Source organism: Enterobacter sp. SES19, from assembly GCF_011765665.1.
Classification (GTDB): Bacteria; Pseudomonadota; Gammaproteobacteria; order Enterobacterales; family Enterobacteriaceae; genus Enterobacter; species Enterobacter pseudoroggenkampii.
On record NZ_CP050320.1, the window covers coordinates 1,872,904 to 1,893,470 of the forward strand.

Here is a 20,567-nt window from a genome sequence, read left to right on the forward strand (position 1 = left end):
CGAATCGCGTGAAAAGGCACCCGCTGGACGGGTGCCTTTTTATTTAAGAATGAAAGAACGCCAGCGTCTTCTCCAGCGATTTAGCCTGCTCGTCCAGCGAGAGCGCCGCCGCTGAGATCTGCTGAACCAGAGAGGCGTTCTGCTGGGTGGTGCTGTCCATCTGGTTAACGGCAGTGCTGACCTGGCTAATCCCGCGGTTCTGCTCGTCCAGCGCCTGAACAATGTCGTTGATGACCAGATGCACGTGCGACACCGCCTCAATCACCTGTTTCATCATTACGCCGGTCTCATTGACCAGCTCAACGCCTTTGCTGACGCGGCCTGAGGACTCGGCAATCAGCTGGGAAATTTCTTTGGCCGCGTTAGCGCTTCGCTGGGCAAGATTGCGCACTTCACCTGCGACTACCGCGAAACCGCGCCCCTGTTCGCCGGCACGCGCCGCTTCAACGGCCGCATTTAGCGCCAGGATATTGGTCTGGAAGGCGATGCCATCGACGATGCTGTTAATCTCACCGATCTTACGCGCGCTCTCGTCAATCTCCCCAATCACCACGACTACGTCGTTCACCAGCGTTTCGCCATGCCCGGCGAGGCTCGCGGCGCGATCGGTCAGCGTCGTCGCCTTGTGGGCGTTGTCGGCGTTATTCTTCACCGTGACCGAAATCTCTTCCATGCTGGCTGCCGTTTCAACAATCGCCGCCGCCTGTTCTTCGGTTCGCGAGGCGAGATCAAGGTTGCCCGCCGAAATTTCGCTGGTCCCGCCGTGCACGGAATGGCTGGCTTCGCTGATATTATCGACGATGCGCTTGAGCTGCATCTGCATGGTGTGCAGGGCATAAAAAATGCTGTGGGTATCTCCGGAGCGCACCGGAATGGTGTTGTTCAACTCCCCCCGGGCGACGGCCAGGGCGATCCCGGCGGCTTCCGAAGGTTCTCCCCCCACCGGACGGTCAACTTTGCGGGTAAAGACCTGCGCCATCACCAGGCTAACCGCCATGATGCTTAACACCATCAGGATGATGGCTTTCAGCAAAAATGCGCGCGCTTCGGCCATCACTTCGCTGACCGGGGTGATAATGGCGAGCTTCCACGGCGTCTGGCTGTTGCCGACGGCGATGTCCTGCCAGGTGATAAACACATCTTCCTTCAGCAGCGGATCGTTTATCCGGGTGACGTCATGACCGGCAATCTGACCGGCGTAAGGCTTGCCTGCCGCGCGCTTGTCCGGGCTGGACACCACGTTATTACCCGCGGAGAGGAGCAGGGCGTAGCCTGTGCCGTTCCACGGTTTAATCGCGCCGATCGTCGATTGCAGCGTGGCGAGTGAGAAGTCAGAGGTGACCGAGCCCAGAAACTGACCGTCACGCATGATGGGGGCGGCAATCGAGGTGAGCATCACGTCCACGCCGTTGTAGGGGTAAATATAGGGTTCGATGATCACATCTTTATGCCGCTGTTTCGGCAGCAGATAATAATCACCGCTGCCGGGCGTTTCGATGTCCGTCAGCAGGTGTAAGGCCGGTTTGCCGGTAGCGTCGCGGTCGACGTAGCGGGCGTAGCGTCCGGCAGGATCTTCACCGCTCTGACCGGCAAAGGCGGCATCTTTATCGTCAAACGCGTTGGGCTCAAAGGCCATCGACATAGAGAGAAACTGGGGATGAGCCGACAGATAGTGGATGAGCAGCTGGTTCAGGCTCTGGCGATCGAATACCCCCGCCTCGCGCAGCGCCAGCGCGCTGTTGCCCATGTCCCGGGCGGCAGTCAGGGCAGAATCCAGCTGTTTGCTGACCTGTAAAGCTTGCACCTCGGCAATCTGGCGGATATGTTTTTTGGCCAGCACCTCCTGCTGCGCCATCCACTGCCACATCATAAACCCGATCGTTGCCGTAAAGCCCACCGTCACGGTGAGGAAAATGGACAATAGCATCAACGTCTTGACTCTTATTTTAGATCTTCGGACCATGGCGTCTTTCATTCTCATCTCCCGTAATGTTGTGCGTGTCGGGCAGGCACATATTCCTTATCGGATATATTTCCTTCTTTCTGTAGAGGGCCGGGTATATTTAATTTAAATTCCAGAATAGTAAATCCCGTTAATTAGTGTGGATGCTTTTATTTTGTGCATTCAATCAAAATAGTGCTCGATAATGCTCGTTATCGTCGTGTAGAAAGAGGATGCTAATAAATATAAAGTGGTAGAGGAGGATGGGATATGTACGGATTTATTGCGCGACAACCCATTTTTAACCCTGAAATGAATACGGTGGCCTATGAGCTGCTCTTCAGAGACGGGATGACAAATCGTTTTCCGGATGTGTCGGCGGAATATGCCACGTCCAGAATGATATCCGATCAGTTTTTATGCGTGCCGTCCCAGCGCATCGCCGGGGCGCATACGTCGTTTATTAATTTCCCGTCGCGAATGGTCATTGACCGCAGTGGTGAAGCGCTGGATAAAGAGAGCGTGGTCATTGAGATCCTTGAAGATGCTGTGCCAGGGGCCGAGCTGCTGCAGGCCGTCAGGGAGATGAATGCGCATGGCTATCAGTTTGCGCTTGATGATTTTACCCTTGCACCAGAATGGGATGCATTTTTACCCTATATTTCAATCCTGAAATTCGACGTCAGAAATTACACCTTAGCGCAAATTAAAGCGTATCTGAAAGCGCGTAAACACCTGACCGGACATATTAAATATCTTGCTGAAAAAATTGAGACTAAAGAGGAATTCAACCAATACAAGGAGGAGGGATTCTCGCTGTTTCAGGGCTATTTTTTCTGCCGTCCGGAGGTCATCAAATATAAACGGCTGTCGCAAAATCAGCTGGCGATTTTTAGGCTGCAAATGGAGGTCGGACGCAATAAGCCTGATTTTCGGATCGTCGAGTCGTTGATAAAAACCGATCTCACGCTCTCTTATAAAATCATGCGCTACATGAAGCATACGGCGTTTAAGCATGTGGGCGCCTGTAATTTCAGCAAGTTAACCCTGAGTGAGGTGCTCAGATACCTCGGGGAAAACCAGTTGAGGCGGTTTGTTGCCGTCGTGGTCCTCGCCAGTGCCGGCAATGATACCGTCAGCGAGCTTTACCCGTTGAGTATGATGCGCGGTAAGTTCTGTGAACTGATAGCTGAGACGATGAAAGAACCGGCGCTGGCTGAAAATGCGTTCATGTGCGGCCTGTTTTCTCTGCTCGATACCCTCCTTGAGCTGCCGATGGCGGAGTTAATGAAGCAAATTGCGGTGCCGCAGAGCGTGAGCAACGCGCTGTGCGACCAGGAGGGACGGCTAGCCGATATGGTGAGCCTTTGCCGTTACTATGAACAGCAGCAGTGGGACGAGGCGGCCCGGGTTCGTCAGGCGCTGGGTCTGTCGGATGAGGAGGTGGTGGAGGCGATGAGAAAGGCGACGATCTGGGCAGGAGAGAATGCGGTCAGTTAATTCCTCCTCACGCCGTACATGCGGCGTGAGGAGGGGCGCGATACCGGTTAGCGGCCCGCTTTTAACTTCTGGTAATACTCTTCGTAGAGGCGGCTGGCGTCGCCGACATCGTTCTGCCATTCACCTTTGCTGATGGTTTCGGCATCCGGGTAGAGCGATTTATCGTTAGCCACTTCAGGCTTCAGCAGCTTGCGTGCCGCGAGGTTTGGTGTCGGGTAGCCAATTGTCTCGGCAACCTGTTTCGCTACGTCCGGGCGCAGCAGGAAGTTAATCAGCTTCAGCGCCCCTTCAACGTTTTTCGCGTTGGCCGGAATCGACAGACTATCCATCCAGAAGATCCCGCCTTCTTTCGGCCAGACCACCTCAAGCGGCGTACCGGCCTGGCGGGCCACATACGCGGAGCCGTTCCACACCATCCCCAGATTCACTTCGCCTTCCATATACGGGTTAGCCGGGTTATCAGAGTTGAACGCCGCCACATTAGGCATCAGCTTTTTCAGCTCGGTATACGCCGCTTCAATCTCTTTTGGATCCGTCGTGTTGCCCGAGTAGCCCAGCTTGCGCAGCGCCACCTGGAACACTTCACGCGCGTCGTCGGTTAACAACAGGCTGCCTTTGTACTCCGGTTTCCACAGGTCGGCCCAGCTCGTCACCGTTTTCGGATCGACGGCCTCGCTGTTAACGCCAATCGCGGTTGCCCCCCAGATATACGGAATGGAGTAGTCGTTATTCGGGTCGAACGGCTTGTTGAGCATCTCCGGATCGAGGTTTGAAAAATGAGTTAGCTTTGTTTTATCGATCTTCTGGATCATGCCCTCTTTGCGCATTTTGTCGACAAAGTAGGTGGAAGGAACCACCAGATCGTACGCGCCGTCTTTGTAGGTTTTGAGCTTGGCGTACATGGTTTCATTCGACTCGTAGGTCGAGTAGATCACCTTGATGCCCGTCTCTTTGGTGAACTGTTCCAGCAGGCCCGGCGGCACATACTCGGTCCAGTTGTAGAAGTAGAGCGTTTTGCTGTCATCAGCGTGCGCGGCACCCATGCCAAGCACCAGCGCCGCAGCGGCGAGCATTTTTTTCATTTCATTGTCCCCTGAGATTTTGTTTTATCACGAGCAATAACCTGGCTGGCGATCACCAGAACCAGCGAAAACACCAGCAGAATGGTCGCCAGCGCGTTCACCTCAGGTGAAACGCCGACTTTCACCATCGAATAGATTTTCAACGGCAGAATTTCATAGCTCGGCCCGGTCACGAAGGAGGAGACGACCACGTCATCCATCGACAGGGTAAAGCTCAGCAGCCATCCGGCCGCCACGGCGGGCATCGCCAGCGGCAGGATGATTTTGCGCAGGATGGTCATCTCGCTGGCGCCCAGATCTTTCGCCGCCTCCAGCATGCGCACGTCGAACCCTTTCAGGCGCGCAAAGACGGTCACCACCACAAACGGCAGGCAGAAGGTGATATGGGAAAACAGCAGCGACCAGAAGCCAAGCTGTACGCCCAGCAGCATAAACAGCACCAGCAGCGAAATCGCCATCACGATGTCCGGCGACATCATCACCACAAACAGCATGCCGCTGACGAACGGCTTACCGCGAAAGCGATAGCGGTAGAGCGCCACGGCGGTCAGGGAGCCAATCAGCGTGGCGAAGGTGGCGGAGAAGATCGCCATCGTCAGCGAGTGCTGAGCGGCCTGCAGCAGGCTGTCATTGTTCATCAGCAGGCTGTACCAGTCGGTGGTAAAGCCCTGCCAGTTAATCCCAAAGCGCGAGCTGTTAAACGAGTTCACGATCAAAATAACGATCGGGATATACAGGTAAGCGTAAATGGCGGTCATAAAACCGCCGCGAAGCAGTCGACCGATCATTCGAGTTCCACCTTCTTGTTCAGCAGCCGTGAGGCGCGCCAGTAGACCAGCAGCATCAGACCCATCACCACCGTCAGCGTGATGCTGGTGGCGGACCCGAACGGCCAGTCGCGAATGTTCAGGAACTGGCTCTTGATCACGTTACCGATCAGCAGATTTTTCGCCCCACCCATCAGATCAGAAACGTAGAACAAGCCCATCGCCGGGAGCATCACCAGCAGACAGCCCGCAATAATACCGGGCATCGTCAGCGGAACAATGATACGGATAAAGGTCTGCAGCTTACTGGCGCCCAGATCTTTTGCCGCTTCCAGCAGCGGTTTATCCAGCTTCTCAATGCTGGAGTAGAGCGGCATCACCATAAACGGCAGCAGGATATAGACCAGGCCGACAATCACCGCGCTCGGGGTAAACATGATGCGTATCGGCGTATCAATCACCCCCAGCCACAGCAGAAACTCATTCAGGTAACCCTTTGTGCTGAGGAAAATCTTCAGACCATAAATACGGATGAGCGAGTTCGTCCAGAAGGGAACAATCAGTAAAAACAGCAGCAGGGGGCGCACCTTTTGCGGCAGGCCCGCGAGGAACCACGCGAAGGGGTATCCCAGTACCAGGCAGGCAATCGTGGCAACCAGCGCCATATTGAGCGAGTGCAGCAGCACGTCAAAATAGAGCGGATCGAGCAGGCGCGCGTAGTTGTCCAGCGTAAAGACCAGCGAAACGAAGCTAGCGTCGTCGCGGGTCAGGAAGCTGGTGGCAATGATCATCAGGTTGGGGAGAAAGACAAACAACACAAGCCAACCGACGATCGTGGCAATCACCACATTCTGGAACTTACTTGTGTTCTTCATCAGCCAGTACAACCTCCCAGCTTTCTACCCAGTTGATAACCATTTTCTGGTCGAGAGAGTGGTCGAAGTCAGGGTCGTCTTCGTTAAAGAATTCGCTGACCATCACCATTTTGCCGTTCTCCAGCTCGACGACAGACTCCAGCGTCATCCCTTTGTAGTTGCGCTCGCGGATATAGCCGATTAACCCTTCGGCCTCGGTATTGCCGTGAATTTCATCGACGCGCAGATCTTCCGGGCGCAGCAGAACGTTGAGCTTTTGTCCCTTTTCGACGGGGAAATTCACCGTGATATTGCACTCGCGTCCTTCGACGCTGGCGCGCACGCGCTGGTCGTCCAAACGCTCAATCACCGTGGCGTCAAAGATATTGATCTCGCCAATGAAGCTGGCGACAAACAGATTCTTCGGCTCTTCGTAGATTTCTCGCGGCGTGCCGTCCTGCTCGATTTTGCCGTCACGCATCACCACGATGCGGTCGGACATGGTCAGGGCCTCTTCCTGATCGTGGGTGACGAAGACAAAGGTAATGCCGAGCTTGCGCTGCAGGGCTTTGAGCTCGTTCTGCATCTGCTTGCGCAGCTTGTAATCCAGCGCCGAGAGGGATTCATCCAGCAGGAGCAGACGCGGCTTGTTGACCACGGCGCGGGCGATGGCCACGCGCTGCTGCTGGCCGCCGGAAAGCTGATGCGGTTTTCGCTGGGCAAACGTCTCAAGCTGCACCATGCGCAGGGCTTCGGTAACGCGCGGTTCGATTTCATTCGCCGGGGTTTTTTGCATCCGCAGGCCAAACGCCACGTTTTCAAACACGGTCATGTGCGGGAAGAGGGCATAGCTCTGAAAGACAGTATTGACGTGGCGATCTTCGGCGGGAACCCGGGTGATGTCCTGGTTCTCAAGATGGATATGGCCGTTATCGACGCTTTCCAGCCCGGCGATAAGGCGCAGTACGGTTGTTTTGCCGCAGCCGGAGGGGCCAAGCAGCGTCAGAAACTCACCGTCATTGATGGTGAGAGTGAGGTCGGAAATGACGTCTTTGCCATCAAAACTTTTACGAATTCGTTCCAGTTTCACCAGCGGTGAACGGGTTTGTGTATTCAATTTTTGCGCTGTCCCATATAGACGCCTCAGGCAGCAGACTGAAGCGGGGTTTGTGTGTAACCACCTTGGTGACTCGTAATGAGGGCGGACATTCTACGGCAATCCCCTGCAATCGCCAATCCTTGTCACTGATTCATAAGCTACATTTACTAACGCATAACGATATAAACGGAAAATATTCTCGTTTGCGGGATAAAAGTGACCTGACGCAATATTTGCGTTTTGATGCTTATTGATAATGTTGTCACAAAAAGTGAGGGTGACTGCATGGATAAATTACTTGAGCGTTTTTTACAGTACGTTTCGCTGGATACCCAATCTAAGCCGGGTGTTCGCCAGGTGCCGAGCACCGAAGGCCAGTGGAAGTTATTAAACCTGCTCAAAGAGCAGCTTGACGCCATGGGGCTGGTCAACGTCACGTTAAGCGAGAAAGGCACTGTGATGGGAACGCTGCCGGCGAATGTCCAGGGTGACATTCCGGCGATTGGCTTTATCTCCCATGTCGACACCTCTCCGGATTTTAGCGGTAAACATGTGAACCCGCAGATTGTGGAAAACTACCGCGGCGGCGACATTGCGCTGGGCATTGGCGACGAAGTGCTCTCGCCAGTCATGTTCCCGGTGCTGCACCAGCTGCTGGGCCAGACGCTGATCACCACCGACGGCAAAACGCTGCTGGGGGCGGATGACAAAGCGGGTATTGCGGAGATCATGACCGCGCTGGCGGTACTGAAGGATAAAAACATCCCACACGGGGATATCCGCGTGGCCTTTACGCCGGACGAAGAGGTCGGCAAGGGGGCGAAGCACTTCGACGTGGAGGCCTTTAACGCGCAGTGGGCCTATACCGTTGACGGCGGCGGCGTCGGTGAGCTGGAGTATGAAAACTTCAACGCTGCCTCAGTGACGATCAAAATTGTTGGCAACAACGTTCACCCCGGTTCGGCGAAAGGTGTCATGGTGAACGCGCTGTCGCTGGCATCGCGAATTCATGCGGAAGTCCCGGTGGAAGAGAGCCCCGAACAGACCGAGGGGTATGAAGGTTTCTATCACCTGACCAGCATCAAAGGCACCGTGGACAGCGCGCAGATGCACTACATCATCCGCGATTTCGACCGCAAAGCCTTTGAGGCGCGCAAGCGTAAGATGATGGAGATCGCCAAGAAGGTGGGTAAAGGATTACACCCTGATTGCTACATTGAACTCATCATCGAAGACAGCTATTACAACATGCGCGAGAAGGTGATGGCGCATCCGCATATTCTCGATATCGCCCAGCAGGCGATGCGCGACTGCGATATTGAACCGCAGCTGAAGCCGATTCGCGGCGGCACCGACGGTTCTCAGCTGTCGTTTATGGGGCTGCCGTGCCCGAACCTGTTTACCGGTGGCTATAACTACCATGGGAAGCATGAGTTTGTGACGCTGGAAGGAATGGAAAAAGCGGTGAAGGTGATAGTGCGGATAGCGGAGTTGACCGCGAAGCGGTAAGAAAAAGCCCGGTGGCGAAGCGCCACCGGGCATTACAGCGACTCAGTCCTCAAAGAACCAGTACCCGCTGTTGACCAGCGCGGCAAGCATCGCGAGGAAGGATGGGTCTTCCAGCGCATCACCAAAGGTGTCGGCAGTCAGCACCAGATGGCTGGCAATGGCTTCCAGCGCCGGACGGTGCGGTGAATCCAGCTTCTCGCCGTTGACGAACACGTCCTCACCAATGCGCAGCACGCGTAATCCGCCCAGACGTACCAGCTTATCGCCCTGCTGGAGCGCATCATAAATCTCGTCAGCCTGATACGGCGGCTCCGGCGGCGCAACGTCCAGCTCGTGACGAGACTGGCTGATAAACTCGCCAAACCACTGTTTGAAGTGCTCCGGCTCGTTAATCAGATCCAGCATCATGCCGCGCAGCTTATCCAGCTCTGCGGGCAGGATATCGGCCGGATGCTCGCGCGCAGGCACATCAGGGTCGCTGTAACGATAGCTGCCCAGCTCGCGTTGCAGAACGTAGTCGGCAAATCCGCTGATCATCTCGCGGCCGCTTGGCGCGCGGAATCCTACGGAGTAGTTGAGTGAGTTTTCCAGCGAGTAGCCCTCGTGAGGGAATCCCGGCGGAATGTAGAGAATGTCACCCGGCTCCAGCTCTTCGTCGATAATCCCTTCAAACGGGTCAACCTGAAGCAGGTCCGGATGCGGGCAGTGCTGCTTCATTGGCACTTTTTCGCCCACGCGCCAGCGGCGGCGGCCCGTACCCTGAATAATAAACACGTCGTACTGGTCCAGATGCGGACCGACGCCACCGCCAGGAACGGAGAAGGAGATCATCAGATCGTCCATGCGCCAGTCGGGCAGGGCGCGGAACGGACGCATTAAGGCGGCCGTTGGCTCGTGCCAGTGGTTGACCGCCTGCACCAGCAGAGACCAGTTGTTTTCACCGAGGTGATCGTAGCTTTCGAAAGGACCGTGGCTAACCTGCCATTTCCCGTCCTGGTGGCTGACCAGACGGCTGTCGACTTCGTTTTCCATGGCCAGGCCGGCCAGTTCGTCAGGCGAGATGGGGTCGACAAAGTTGCTGAACCCGCGCTTCAGAACCACCGGGCGTTTCTGCCAGTAACGTTCAATAAACTCGGGCCAGTTAAGTGTTAAGTGATAATCCATAATTTTTTTATTCCGCAGGCTCTTACTGACTCGGATTATAACGGAAGCTCAGTCCCCCGGCTGCGAGATCCTCGCATTTTTCACATAACGGGTTAACTATCGTTCGATGTGGGCTGCTGGCGGCCAAAAATGACCTCCATTCTGGCGCCGCCCAGCAGGCTTTCGCTGGTTTCGATTTTTCCGTCGTACTGATCGACAATCTCGCGCGCGACGGCTAATCCTACGCCCTGGCCTGGACGTAGCGTATCGGCGCGCTGACCGCGATCGAACACCACGTCACGTTTATTGCGCGGGATCCCCGGGCCATCATCCTCAACGATGATATGCAGCTCGGTTTCCGTCTGACGTGCAGACACTTCCACGAACTCCAGACAGTATTTGCAGGCGTTATCCAGCAGGTTACCCATGACTTCCATGAAGTCATTTTTTTCACCCACAAAGCTTATCTCTGGCGAGATATCGAGGCTGATGTTCACCCCTTTACGCTGATACACCTTGTTGAGGGCGGACGTGAGGTTATCCAGAAGCGGCGCTACCGGATGCAGCTCGCGGCTCAGAAGTGCGCTTCCTGAACGCATGCTGGCGCGATGCAGGTAATAGCCAATTTGCTGTGAAATACGGCTGATCTGTTCCAGCATCACCGGCTCGGCATCGTCAACGCTCAGCTTCGAACTGCGCATTGAACGCAGGGTACTTTGCATCACGGCCAGCGGGGTTTTCAGGCTGTGGGTCAGGTCGGTAAGGGTGGTACGGTATTTATCGTAGCGTTCGCGTTCACTTTTCAGCAGGCGGTTGAGGTTACGCACCAGGCTGGTGAGCTCGCGGGTGGTTTCCGGGTTAAGCTTTTCGCGATGATGTTCTTCCAGTTCCCGAACCTCTTTCGCCAGTGATTCGATGGGGCGCAAGCTCCACCACGCCGCCACCCACAGCAGCGGGATCACCAGCAGCAGATTTGCCGCCAGAACGTAGATGAACCAGCTCCAGACCATATAAGAACGCTTCAGCTCGACCGGAATGGTGTCGATCACCACGATGGTCAGCTGCGGCATGTTCAGCGTCGCCGGGTAGAGGTTAATCGCGACGGAGTGCGTCATCTCCGTTTCGGCGTTGTCGGCGCGGATCTCGTTCAGCTTTTGCTGCAGGGAGCGATCTTCACGGATCAGCGAGCTGGTGGTGTTGAGATCGGCTTCAATTTCATGAAAACCGTTGGTTTTGAGCCAGTCCGGACGAATACTTTTGACCAGCCACGGGATGTCCCGCTGCGCCCACAGTAGCTTCCCCTTTTCGTTATAAATCAGGGCCAGCGTGGGACTCTGCTGATTGAGGTTTTCCGGCATTTCGACGGTGATTTTATTGTTTTCCCACTTCGCCAGGGTATAAAACAGGTTGCTTTCGCCACGCAACAGGCGAAAGGTGGTTTTATCAAAGCTGACGCTGTAGCCCACCAGGGCGACCATGCCGTAGGAGAGCGACAGCACCAGCACGACGGCTGCCGTTGCCAGTAAAAAGCGCACCCGCAGCGAGAGGGGCAAAATATGGCGCAAGATCCGTCTCATTTAGCGTAATTCGAACAGGTAGCCCTGGCCACGGACGGTAGTAATCACATCCTGTGGATACTGCGCCTGAATTTTCTTACGTAAACGTCCCATCAACACGTCAATAGTATGGCTCTCGCGCAGCTCAGCATCAGGATAGAGCTGGAGCATCAAGGAGTCTTTGCTCACTACCTTGCCGTTGTTACGGATCAGCGTCTCCATGATGGTGTATTCGAAGGCGGTGAGCTTGATCACTTCATCATTGATGGATAATTCCCGGCGGGAGAGGTCGACCTGGAAAGGCGGGATGGAGATAACCTGAGACGCCAGCCCGCTGTTGCGACGAAGCAGCGCCTGCATGCGCGCCGCCACCTCTTCAATATGGAACGGCTTGGTGACGTAGTCATCCGCACCCGCGCTGAGCACTTCGACCTTATCCTGCCAGCCTTCACGGGCGGTCAGCACCAGGACCGGCAAAGAAACATCATGGCTGCGCCAGCGGCGAATTAACGACAGACCGTCTTCGTCAGGCAACCCTAAATCGACAATGGCGATATCCGGCAGGTGTTCATTGAGATAATAATCGGCTTCTTTTGCATCTTCAGCATCGTCCACCTGATGTCCCATCTCCTGAAGCTGAACCTTCAGGTGATGACGTAGCAATGCGTTATCCTCAACAACCAGTACGCGCATCATCTCTTCTCCCTAAATAATTGGTATGAATAGTTTAACGCTGATTATGTTGTTGTGGGGATAAACATTGAGTAAACCGGGGAAAAGCATCCCCCTTTTCGGGCGAAAAGGGGGAGAGGGGCGTTACTTCAGCTCGTCGACCATGGTGATGGCGCGGCCAATGTAGTTCGCCGGGGTCATCGCCTTCAGGCGCGTTTTCTCTTCTTCCGGCAGCGCCAGACCGTCGATAAACTGCTTCATGCCTTCGGCGTCAACGCGTTTGCCGCGGGTCAGCTCTTTCAGCTTCTCGTACGGTTTTTCGATACCGTAACGGCGCATCACGGTCTGGATTGGCTCCGCCAGCACTTCCCAGTTGTGATCCAGCTCGTCCAGCAGACGGTCACGGTTTACTTCCAGTTTGCTTACGCCTTTCAGGGTGGACTGATACGCGATCAGCGCGTAGCCAATGCCCACGCCCAGGTTACGCAGTACGGTGGAGTCGGTCAGGTCGCGCTGCCAGCGGGATACCGGCAGTTTGCTCGCCATATGCTGCAGCACGGCGTTCGCCAGACCCAGGTTGCCTTCGGAGTTTTCGAAGTCGATTGGGTTTACTTTGTGCGGCATGGTGGAAGAGCCGATTTCACCGGCGATGGTTTTCTGCTTGAAGTGGTTCAGGGCGATATAGCCCCACACGTCACGATCGAAGTCGATCAGGATGGTGTTGAAGCGCGCGATGCAGTCAAACAGCTCGGCGATATAGTCGTGCGGCTCAATCTGGGTGGTGTACGGGTTCCACTGAATGCCCAGAGAGGTCACGAACTCTTCGCTGAACTGATGCCAGTCCACTTCCGGGTAAGCGGCGATGTGGGCGTTATAGTTACCGACCGCGCCGTTGATTTTGCCGAGGATCTCAACCTGCTCCAGCTGACGGTACTGGCGCTCCATACGGTACGCGACGTTCGCCATCTCTTTACCCATCGTGGATGGCGTGGCTGGCTGGCCGTGGGTACGCGATAGCAGCGGAATGTCGCGGTATTCCACGGACAGCGCTTTTACCGCGTCGATGATTTTACGCCAGTAAGGCAGCACCACCTCTTTGCGCGCGGTGGAGAGCATCAGCGCATGAGACAGGTTGTTGATGTCTTCAGAGGTACAGGCGAAGTGAATGAACTCAGACACGGCATGCAGCGCAGGGACGCTTTCCACTTTTTCTTTCAGGAAGTACTCAACCGCTTTCACGTCGTGGTTGGTGGTGCGTTCAATGGTTTTAATGCGCGCGGCGTCTTGTTCGCTAAACTCAGCAACGATTTTATCAAGGTAATCGTTTGCCTTTTCGTCAAAAGCAGGAACTTCCTTGATTGCTGCCTGGGCGGCCAGCTTTTGCAGCCAGCGTACTTCAACCTGAACACGGAACTTCAGCAAACCATATTCGCTGAAGATCCCGCGCAGCGCGCTGACTTTATCGCCGTAGCGTCCATCGACAGGGGATACGGCGGTCAGTGAGGATAATTCCATAATTCGCAACTCCGGGAGGTTAACAATGAGCAAGAATTTGTTTTGCCTGAGTGGTCAGGCGATTACGAGAAAACATTAACTGCAGGCGGCCACCGCCAACCTGGTGCCACAGCACAGCGGCGCGGATCCCAGCCAGCAGGGACGCACGCACTTTTGCCTGTACCTGCGGACTTTGCAGCACGGCAGGGGATCCGGTGACCTGAATACGCGGGCCCAGCGGGCTGATGACGTCAACATAAATGCCGGCCATGGCGCTGAGCAGCGTGTCGGACTGCAGATCAAAATGGTCGAGCTGACGCTGTAACCCGGCAATACGATCGCCCAGGGTATTGAGCGCGCCTTTTGCTGCGCTCAGCTTACGCTCCAGCACCATCAGACTCAACGTGTAGCGGGTCAGCTCCGCGTTTAATCCCTGACGGCTGCTGGCGTTAAGCACGCCAAGCAGGGTTTCAAGACCGAGACGAAGATTGGTTTCACTGCCGCCGAACACACCCAGGGTCGAGCCGGGGTTGAGATCGATAACGCTGTTGAGTGAAACGTGCAGGGCGTCAGCATCGCAATGACCCTGATGCGCCAGCTGTTGCACCAGACGGGCTGACTGGCAAATTCCCGCCAGTGCCAGGGTGATGTCATAGTAGTTCTTCGCCACACGGTCTCCTTTATGTGTGCAATCGTATTAAACAGCAGGCAGCGGCAGGCGCTGTTCAATGATCCCGCCGCCCAGGCAGATCTCACCGCTGTAGAAGACAGCAGACTGACCCGGGGTGACGGCGGCGACCGGCTCGTCAAAGCGCACGTCAATGCGATCGTCATTAAGCGCGGTAATGGTGCAAGGAATATCGGTCTGACGGTAGCGGGTTTTCACCGTGCAGCGCAGCGTGCCTTTCAACGGCTCACGATCGACCCAGTGCAGCTGCTGGGCGATAAGGCCAACGGACATCAGACGCGGATGATCGTGACCCTGGGCAACAACCAGAATATTGTTTTCGACGTCTTTGTCGACAACATACCACGGATCTTCGCTACCTTCTTTGGTTCCGCCGATACCCAGGCCTTTACGCTGGCCGAGCGTGTGGTACATCAGCCCCTGATGCTGGCCAATCTCTTCACCGTCGACGGTGACAATTTTACCCGGCTGTGCGGGCAGGTAACGTCCCAGGAAATCGCGGAATTTGCGCTCGCCAATGAAGCAGATGCCGGTAGAGTCTTTTTTCTTCGCGGTGATGAGGTCCAGTTCTTCGGCGATTTTACGCACCTGCGGCTTTTCCAGCTCGCCGACCGGGAACAGGCTCTGGGCGATTTGCTCGTGGCTCAGCGTATAGAGGAAATAGCTTTGATCTTTATTGCCGTCCAGACCGCGCAGCAGCTGGCTTTTGCCATTCACGTCTGCACGACGCACGTAGTGACCGGTCGCGATGTAGTCTGCGCCCAGATCTTCCGCGGCGAATTCCAGGAAGGCCTTAAATTTGATCTCTTTGTTGCACAGAATATCCGGGTTCGGCGTGCGGCCCGCTTTGTACTCTTCCAGGAACAGTTCAAAAACGTTGTCCCAGTATTCTGCGGCAAAGTTAACGGTGTGCAGTTCAATCCCGAGCTTATCGCATACGGCCTGCGCGTCGGCGAGATCCGCAGCGGCAGTGCAATATTCCTCGCCATCATCTTCCTCCCAGTTCTTCATGAACAGGCCCTCCACCTTATAGCCCTGTTGCTGTAACAGGTAGGCGGAAACGGAGGAATCGACACCGCCGGACATGCCGACGATCACTTTTTTCTGGCTATTATCTGACATGGAATACTCACGACATTGAACTTCAAGGCGGCGTATTCTATCACGCCCCCCCACCATTGGCACCCTCTGTAAACGGCCAGTTAAATGCGCCGATGACATCCAGCGGTAAGCGGCCAGCAGACTGCCAGCAGCGAATGCTTTCCGCAACCAGCGGCGAGCGCAGGTTTGGCGCGTTCAGGATCTCGTTGGCAGTGACCCACAGACAGCGGTCGATATCGTCATCCTGCGGCTCTGTGGCGCACGTTTCGCTAAGCTCAACGGCAAATAAAAAGCGCAGGAACGGAGTGTGATCGGGCGCGATCCACTGGTGCATACGGATGAAGTGCTGGGGTTCAGCGTGAATGCCGGTCTCTTCCCACAGCTCGCGTTTCGCGGCCTGCAGCAGGGTTTCATTGGCTTCAAGATGCCCGGCAGGCTGGTTCCACAGCGCTTTGCCGTTAATGCTCTCTTCGACAACAAGGAATTTACCCTTAGCGTGGACCACGCAGGCAACCGTGACATGAGGTTTAAACATAGTGACTCCTTAAGGGGTGACGTCGCGCCATTCGCCGTTTGCCAGCGTTTCCAGGGTGTAGCTGCCCATGGCGTAGCGAATCAGACGCAGGGTAGGGAAGCCGACGTGCGCGGTCATGCGGCGAACCTGGCGGTTGCGGCCTTCATAAAGGGTAATTTTGAGCCAGCTTGTCGGAATGGATTTGCGTTCGCGAATCGGCGGGTTGCGCGGCCACAGCCACTCCGGTTCATTCACGCGTTCAATACCTGCGGGCAGGGTGGGGCCGTCGTTCAGCGTCACGCCGCTGCGTAATTTTTCCAGCGTTTCTTCGTCCGGCTCGCCTTCGACCTGTACGAAGTAAATTTTACCGGTGCGTTTCCCGGGCTGCGTGAGCTTCGCCTGCAAGGCGCCGTCGTTGGTTAAGACCAGAAGGCCTTCGCTGTCGCGGTCCAGACGGCCCGCGGCGTAGACGCCCTGAACAGGTATATAGTCCTTCAGCGTGCTGCGCCCGGCTTCATCGGTAAACTGCGGCAAAACATCGTAGGGTTTATTGAACAAAATAACCCGCTTCGGCTGGGTTTCCTGCGGTCTTCTGGCGGCTTGTCGCGAGCTGAATCGCTCAACCCGGTGTTTTGTAAAAGAAGTTTTCTTCATGGTATTTTCAGGCGTTATCAATTGCCGCATTATAGCCTAATAACGAAGACCTTTCATGGCGCAGGACAATCAGGTACTATCGAAGGGCTCATTACAATTTATTAACATAAGATCAGTAACAACCAGAAGCGCTCGAAGGAGAGGTTAATGGAAAGCAAAGTAGTTGTTCCGGCGGAAGGTAAAAAGATCACCCTGCAAAACGGCAAGATTAACGTTCCTCACAATCCGATTATCCCGTTCATCGAAGGTGACGGTATCGGTGTAGACGTTACCCCGGCAATGCTGAAAGTGGTTGATGCCGCTGTTGAGAAAGCCTACAAAGGCGAGCGTAAAATTTCCTGGATGGAAATTTACACCGGTGAGAAATCTACTCAAGTTTATGGCCAGGACGTCTGGCTGCCAGCAGAAACGCTGGACCTGATCCGCGACTACCGCGTTGCTATTAAAGGCCCACTGACGACGCCAGTTGGCGGCGGTATCCGTTCCCTGAACGTGGCACTGCGTCAGGAGCTGGACCTGTACGTATGTCTGCGTCCGGTTCGTTACTATCAGGGCACCCCTAGCCCGGTTAAGCACCCTGAACTGACCGATATGGTTATCTTCCGCGAAAACTCAGAAGACATCTACGCGGGTATCGAATGGAAAGCGGACTCTGCTGACGCAGAAAAAGTGATTAAATTCCTGCGCGAAGAGATGGGCGTGAAGAAAATTCGCTTCCCTGAGCATTGCGGTATCGGCATTAAGCCGTGCTCCGAAGAAGGGACCAAGCGTCTGGTGCGTGCAGCTATCGAATATGCAATCACCAACGACCGTGACTCTGTGACCCTGGTTCACAAAGGCAACATCATGAAGTTCACCGAAGGCGCGTTCAAAGACTGGGGTTACCAGTTGGCGAAAGAAGAGTTCGGCGGTGAGCTGATCGACGGCGGCCCATGGCAGAAGATCAAGAACCCGAACACCGGCAAAGAGATCATCATTAAAGATGTGATCGCCGATGCGTTCCTGCAGCAGATCCTGCTGCGTCCTGCAGAATACGACGTGATTGCCTGTATGAACCTGAACGGTGACTACATCTCTGACGCCCTGGCAGCACAGGTTGGCGGTATCGGTATCGCCCCAGGCGCGAACATCGGTGACGAGTGCGCCCTGTTCGAAGCGACCCACGGTACTGCACCAAAATACGCAGGTCAGGACAAAGTGAACCCAGGCTCAATCATCCTGTCCGCAGAGATGATGCTGCGTCATATGGAATGGTTCGAAGCCGCAGACCTGATCGTTAAAGGTATGGAAGGCGCGATCAACGCGAAAACCGTAACTTACGATTTCGAACGTCTGATGGAAGGCGCTAAGCTGCTGAAATGTTCAGAGTTTGGCGACGCGATTATCGCGAACATGTAATCCAGATTCTGGGTTAAACAAGAGCGGGGGCCTGAGGGTTCCCGTTTTTTTTGCCTCTGCCTGCGGGAGACAACACGATGCTAGCTACCGTCCTTATCGCTGTCGTTGCACTCATCCATCTCTACATTCTTGTGCTGGAAATGTTCCTGTGGAATACCAAAACAGGGCACAAGGCCTTTAATCTGCGTCCCGACTTTGCGCGCGACACCCGCGTGCTGGCTGCAAATCAGGGGCTGTATAACGGTTTTCTGGCGGCCGGCCTGCTCTGGAGCCTCTGGCTCGGCGAAAAGGGGATTCAGGTGGCTATCTTCTTCCTGGCCTGCGTGTTGATTGCCGGACTTTTTGGCGCGGCTACCGCCAGCCGAAAAATTTTGTATGTACAGGCCGTGCCCGCACTCGCTGCGCTGCTTGCGTTACTTATCTGAAGCAATGCTATGGTTGAGATAATGCGTCCGATATAATCTTGACGTTACCCTTAAAGGCCAGAGACGAGACTGTTATGAATAACGATATCCCACTGAAATATTATGACATTGCTGAGGAGTATGCGACGGAAGCCGCAGAGAAAGTTGCGGAGTCAGAACTCGACGTGCTGGCACATTATTTCCAGCTGCTGCTCACCCGTTTATCGAATAATGAGGAGATCAGCGAGGAGGCTCAGCAGGAGATGGCCGCTGAGGCCGGGATCCGTGCGGGTCGTATTGATGATATTGCAAATTTCCTCAATCAGTGGGGAAATGAATAGTCTGCTTTAAAAACCGTTATGCTGATGCTTTGCGATACAGCTCAGCATCACGCTATCGGACCACATGCATTTTTTCCGCAGAATATGCGAAGCAGGTTTGTCGATAAACAGCACGAAAATCACGGTCAGAAAAAAGAGTACCACTGGAAAAAGTAAGGATAATTTCACGTTTTTAACCAAAATAAGAGTGTGTTTCCGGGGAATCTACCATCTGATTGTGACGACTATATGTTTTTGCGTAAAAAATGGAAACGCCAAATCTAAAAAAGGTCACGGCAGGCTTCTGGTTACGGTGCAACACCGGTGAGTCGTTTCGCCAGCTCGCTCCGGGTGAGTGCTTTTGAAAAATACCATCCCTGAATCAGCGCATCGGGATATCGGCTCGCGATAAAGCGATACTGAACTTCATTTTCCACGCCCTCGAAAACAAGCGTTTTATTCAACTTCGCGAGGGCATCGCTGAAGATAGCAAAGATGTTTTGCTTATAATGTTCGCTGATGCCATCCACCAGTGACTTATCGATTTTAATCTCATCATATTCAAGCAGCGACAGGCGGGCGAGGTTTGAATTTTGCACACCAAAATCATCTATTGATATTTTAACGCCGAGCGACTTGAGCTCCTGACAGAACCCCTCGAGGATATCTGCCGTGGAAACGGCTTTCTCAGAAAGTTCGACCTTCATCAGAGAAAGGGGAAAGTGATTGGCTAAACACGCTCGACGCAAAATGTTAATGAATTGCCCATCTTCAATTTCCTTCCGCCCAACGTTAATGGAGACGATCAGCTGATGTTTAATCGCCAGCGGGGCAATTTCTGAGAGGGATTTTTCGATAATATTATTATAATATTTTTTATACAGACCGATTTTTTTTATTAATGGGATAAACAGCTCCGGAGAGACGTCCCCATGCTTTTGGTCGCGCCATCGCGACAGAACTTCTACACCCACGATTTTTTGATCGTGAATGCGGATAATAGGTTGGTAGTTAACGCTGATGGTATTGGTCAGGACGGTCTTGATCAGCGTACGTTCCAGCGAAAAACGGTCTTCATAGATACGGAAGATAAATAACGTTATCGCGACCCAGATAAAAAAGAGTATGACCGTGAGAAACGAAAAGATAAACAGGGGTAACGAGGCCAGCCCTGCATCGTGATGCTTCACGATGACGCACAGGTCCCAGAAGGCGCTGCACTGCGTCAGGGTCAGGGTAAACAACGACGAATGCAGCCAGCTCTGCTGTGTTAGCTCAGGGGAGGTCGTAAAAAAGGTTCTGCCGAAGTCTTTGGTGGTGGTACTCAGGGAATAGCTTGCCGTAACCGGGGTGAATTTATCGTAAGCATAGCGAGTGGTGAAGATAATAATATTATTATAAATTGCCGCATTGCCCGTGAAAAAATCTTTTCTGGAAAACTGCGCCAGAAGAAAGCCTCTCGGCGTTTTATGCAGTTCCGCAGGAAGCGCTACGGGCGTTGCAAGCTTACCCCAAAAAGCAGTACAGACTATTTTTCCCTTCTCGATAAAGCCAATATCGTCGAAATAATAGTTATTCAGCGTTATTTGTCTGTAACTATCAAGACTGGTTTTATCACATCCCTGCGTAGTAATGCTTTTAAGGGCCAGCGCTATGCTTTGGGACAGGTCTTCCGAATAATGTAATAGGGTAAGGGATATCTCACGCTGTTTGCTCTTTTGCTGCCCCACGATAACAGCATTGACCGCATAAAGAGACAGGATGACCAGGAGCGTTGAAACGATCGCAACGGCAACGAGTTTTTTCATTTTCCAGTTATCCTGTCCGCTCCCTGATTTGACAAATCTTAACACAGCCAGGGCAAGGCACA

Annotated in this window: 19 protein-coding genes; 5 read left to right on the forward strand and 14 right to left on the reverse strand. The window is 54.2% G+C overall.

What is annotated here, in order from left to right; all coding sequences use genetic code 11:
- Positions 1-43 precede the first annotated feature (43 nt).
- Positions 44-1,975 (reverse strand): methyl-accepting chemotaxis protein, encoded by a 1,932-nt coding sequence (locus GXP72_RS08885; RefSeq protein WP_208763767.1) that lies wholly within the window; start codon positions 1,973-1,975, stop codon positions 44-46.
- A 237-nt stretch (positions 1,976-2,212) separates the two neighbouring features.
- Between GXP72_RS08885 and GXP72_RS08890 the strand changes: the two genes are divergently transcribed.
- On the forward strand, positions 2,213-3,442 hold the full coding sequence (locus GXP72_RS08890; RefSeq protein WP_048989594.1) for an HDOD domain-containing protein: 1,230 nt from the start codon (positions 2,213-2,215) through the stop codon (positions 3,440-3,442).
- Between the two features lie 47 nt (positions 3,443-3,489).
- Here the strand turns inward: GXP72_RS08890 and potD are convergent, their stop codons facing one another.
- The 4 genes from potD to potA are packed head-to-tail and all read right to left on the reverse strand — an operon-like array spanning position 3,490 to position 7,292.
- A complete protein-coding gene (gene potD / locus GXP72_RS08895) occupies positions 3,490-4,524 on the reverse strand; it encodes a spermidine/putrescine ABC transporter substrate-binding protein PotD (RefSeq protein WP_024908601.1) in 1,035 nt (344 codons plus the stop codon).
- Positions 4,521-5,312 (reverse strand): spermidine/putrescine ABC transporter permease PotC, encoded by a 792-nt coding sequence (potC, locus tag GXP72_RS08900; RefSeq protein WP_023617893.1) that lies wholly within the window; start codon positions 5,310-5,312, stop codon positions 4,521-4,523. Before potC ends, potD begins: the two co-directional genes overlap by 4 nt.
- Positions 5,309-6,166 carry a spermidine/putrescine ABC transporter permease PotB gene (gene potB / locus GXP72_RS08905; RefSeq protein WP_208763768.1) on the reverse strand — a complete coding sequence of 286 codons (858 nt, stop codon included), beginning with the start codon at positions 6,164-6,166 and terminating at the stop codon, positions 5,309-5,311. The genes potC and potB overlap by 4 nt, the downstream gene beginning before the upstream one ends.
- Entirely contained in the window at positions 6,150-7,292 is a 1,143-nt protein-coding gene (gene potA / locus GXP72_RS08910; RefSeq protein WP_208763907.1) for a spermidine/putrescine ABC transporter ATP-binding protein PotA, read from the reverse strand. The genes potB and potA overlap by 17 nt, the downstream gene beginning before the upstream one ends.
- A 237-nt stretch (positions 7,293-7,529) precedes the next feature.
- On the opposite strand from potA, the gene pepT reads away from it, so the two are divergent.
- Positions 7,530-8,753 (forward strand): peptidase T, encoded by a 1,224-nt coding sequence (pepT, locus tag GXP72_RS08915; RefSeq protein WP_208763769.1) that lies wholly within the window; start codon positions 7,530-7,532, stop codon positions 8,751-8,753.
- A gap of 42 nt (positions 8,754-8,795) precedes the next feature.
- On the opposite strand, the gene GXP72_RS08920 is transcribed toward pepT, so the two are convergent.
- From GXP72_RS08920 to rluE, 8 genes are all read right to left on the reverse strand, one after another.
- Positions 8,796-9,917 (reverse strand): cupin domain-containing protein, encoded by a 1,122-nt coding sequence (locus GXP72_RS08920; RefSeq protein ID WP_024908596.1) that lies wholly within the window; start codon positions 9,915-9,917, stop codon positions 8,796-8,798.
- A 92-nt stretch (positions 9,918-10,009) separates the two neighbouring features.
- The gene (phoQ, locus tag GXP72_RS08925; RefSeq protein WP_024908595.1) at positions 10,010-11,473 is read right to left on the reverse strand and encodes a two-component system sensor histidine kinase PhoQ; all 1,464 of its coding nucleotides are present in this window, start codon (positions 11,471-11,473) and stop codon (positions 10,010-10,012) included.
- Entirely contained in the window at positions 11,474-12,145 is a 672-nt protein-coding gene (gene phoP, locus GXP72_RS08930; protein ID WP_024908594.1) for a two-component system response regulator PhoP, read from the reverse strand.
- A 123-nt stretch (positions 12,146-12,268) separates the two neighbouring features.
- Positions 12,269-13,639, reverse strand: a complete 1,371-nt coding sequence (purB, locus tag GXP72_RS08935; protein ID WP_008500757.1) for an adenylosuccinate lyase — start codon at positions 13,637-13,639, stop codon at positions 12,269-12,271.
- 19 nt (positions 13,640-13,658) lie between these two features.
- A complete protein-coding gene (hflD, locus tag GXP72_RS08940; protein ID WP_008500756.1) occupies positions 13,659-14,288 on the reverse strand; it encodes a high frequency lysogenization protein HflD in 630 nt (209 codons plus the stop codon).
- Between the two features lie 27 nt (positions 14,289-14,315).
- Positions 14,316-15,428, reverse strand: coding sequence for a tRNA 2-thiouridine(34) synthase MnmA (gene mnmA / locus GXP72_RS08945; RefSeq protein WP_208763770.1), 1,113 nt, complete (start codon positions 15,426-15,428; stop codon positions 14,316-14,318).
- Positions 15,429-15,468: 40 nt separating this feature from the next.
- On the reverse strand, positions 15,469-15,942 hold the full coding sequence (locus GXP72_RS08950) for an NUDIX hydrolase (protein WP_148769612.1): 474 nt from the start codon (positions 15,940-15,942) through the stop codon (positions 15,469-15,471).
- Positions 15,943-15,951: 9 nt separating this feature from the next.
- Positions 15,952-16,605, reverse strand: coding sequence for a 23S rRNA pseudouridine(2457) synthase RluE (rluE, locus tag GXP72_RS08955; protein WP_032650888.1), 654 nt, complete (start codon positions 16,603-16,605; stop codon positions 15,952-15,954).
- Positions 16,606-16,722: 117 nt separating this feature from the next.
- On the opposite strand from rluE, the gene icd reads away from it, so the two are divergent.
- The 3 genes from icd to GXP72_RS08970 all read left to right on the forward strand — a co-directional run bounded on the left by icd (position 16,723) and on the right by GXP72_RS08970 (position 18,718).
- Complete coding sequence (gene icd / locus GXP72_RS08960) at positions 16,723-17,973, forward strand: NADP-dependent isocitrate dehydrogenase (protein WP_008500752.1); 1,251 nt, start codon at positions 16,723-16,725, stop codon at positions 17,971-17,973.
- Positions 17,974-18,050: 77 nt separating this feature from the next.
- The gene (locus GXP72_RS08965; RefSeq protein ID WP_032650890.1) at positions 18,051-18,398 is read left to right on the forward strand and encodes a DUF1304 domain-containing protein; all 348 of its coding nucleotides are present in this window, start codon (positions 18,051-18,053) and stop codon (positions 18,396-18,398) included.
- Between the two features lie 74 nt (positions 18,399-18,472).
- Positions 18,473-18,718, forward strand: coding sequence for a DUF2543 family protein (locus tag GXP72_RS08970; protein WP_032650892.1), 246 nt, complete (start codon positions 18,473-18,475; stop codon positions 18,716-18,718).
- A gap of 287 nt (positions 18,719-19,005) precedes the next feature.
- Here GXP72_RS08970 and GXP72_RS08975 read toward each other — a convergent pair whose 3' ends face one another.
- Positions 19,006-20,505: a cyclic diguanylate phosphodiesterase gene (locus GXP72_RS08975; protein WP_208763771.1), complete on the reverse strand. Its 1,500-nt coding sequence runs from the start codon at positions 20,503-20,505 to the stop codon at positions 19,006-19,008.
- Positions 20,506-20,567: the final 62 nt, after the last annotated feature.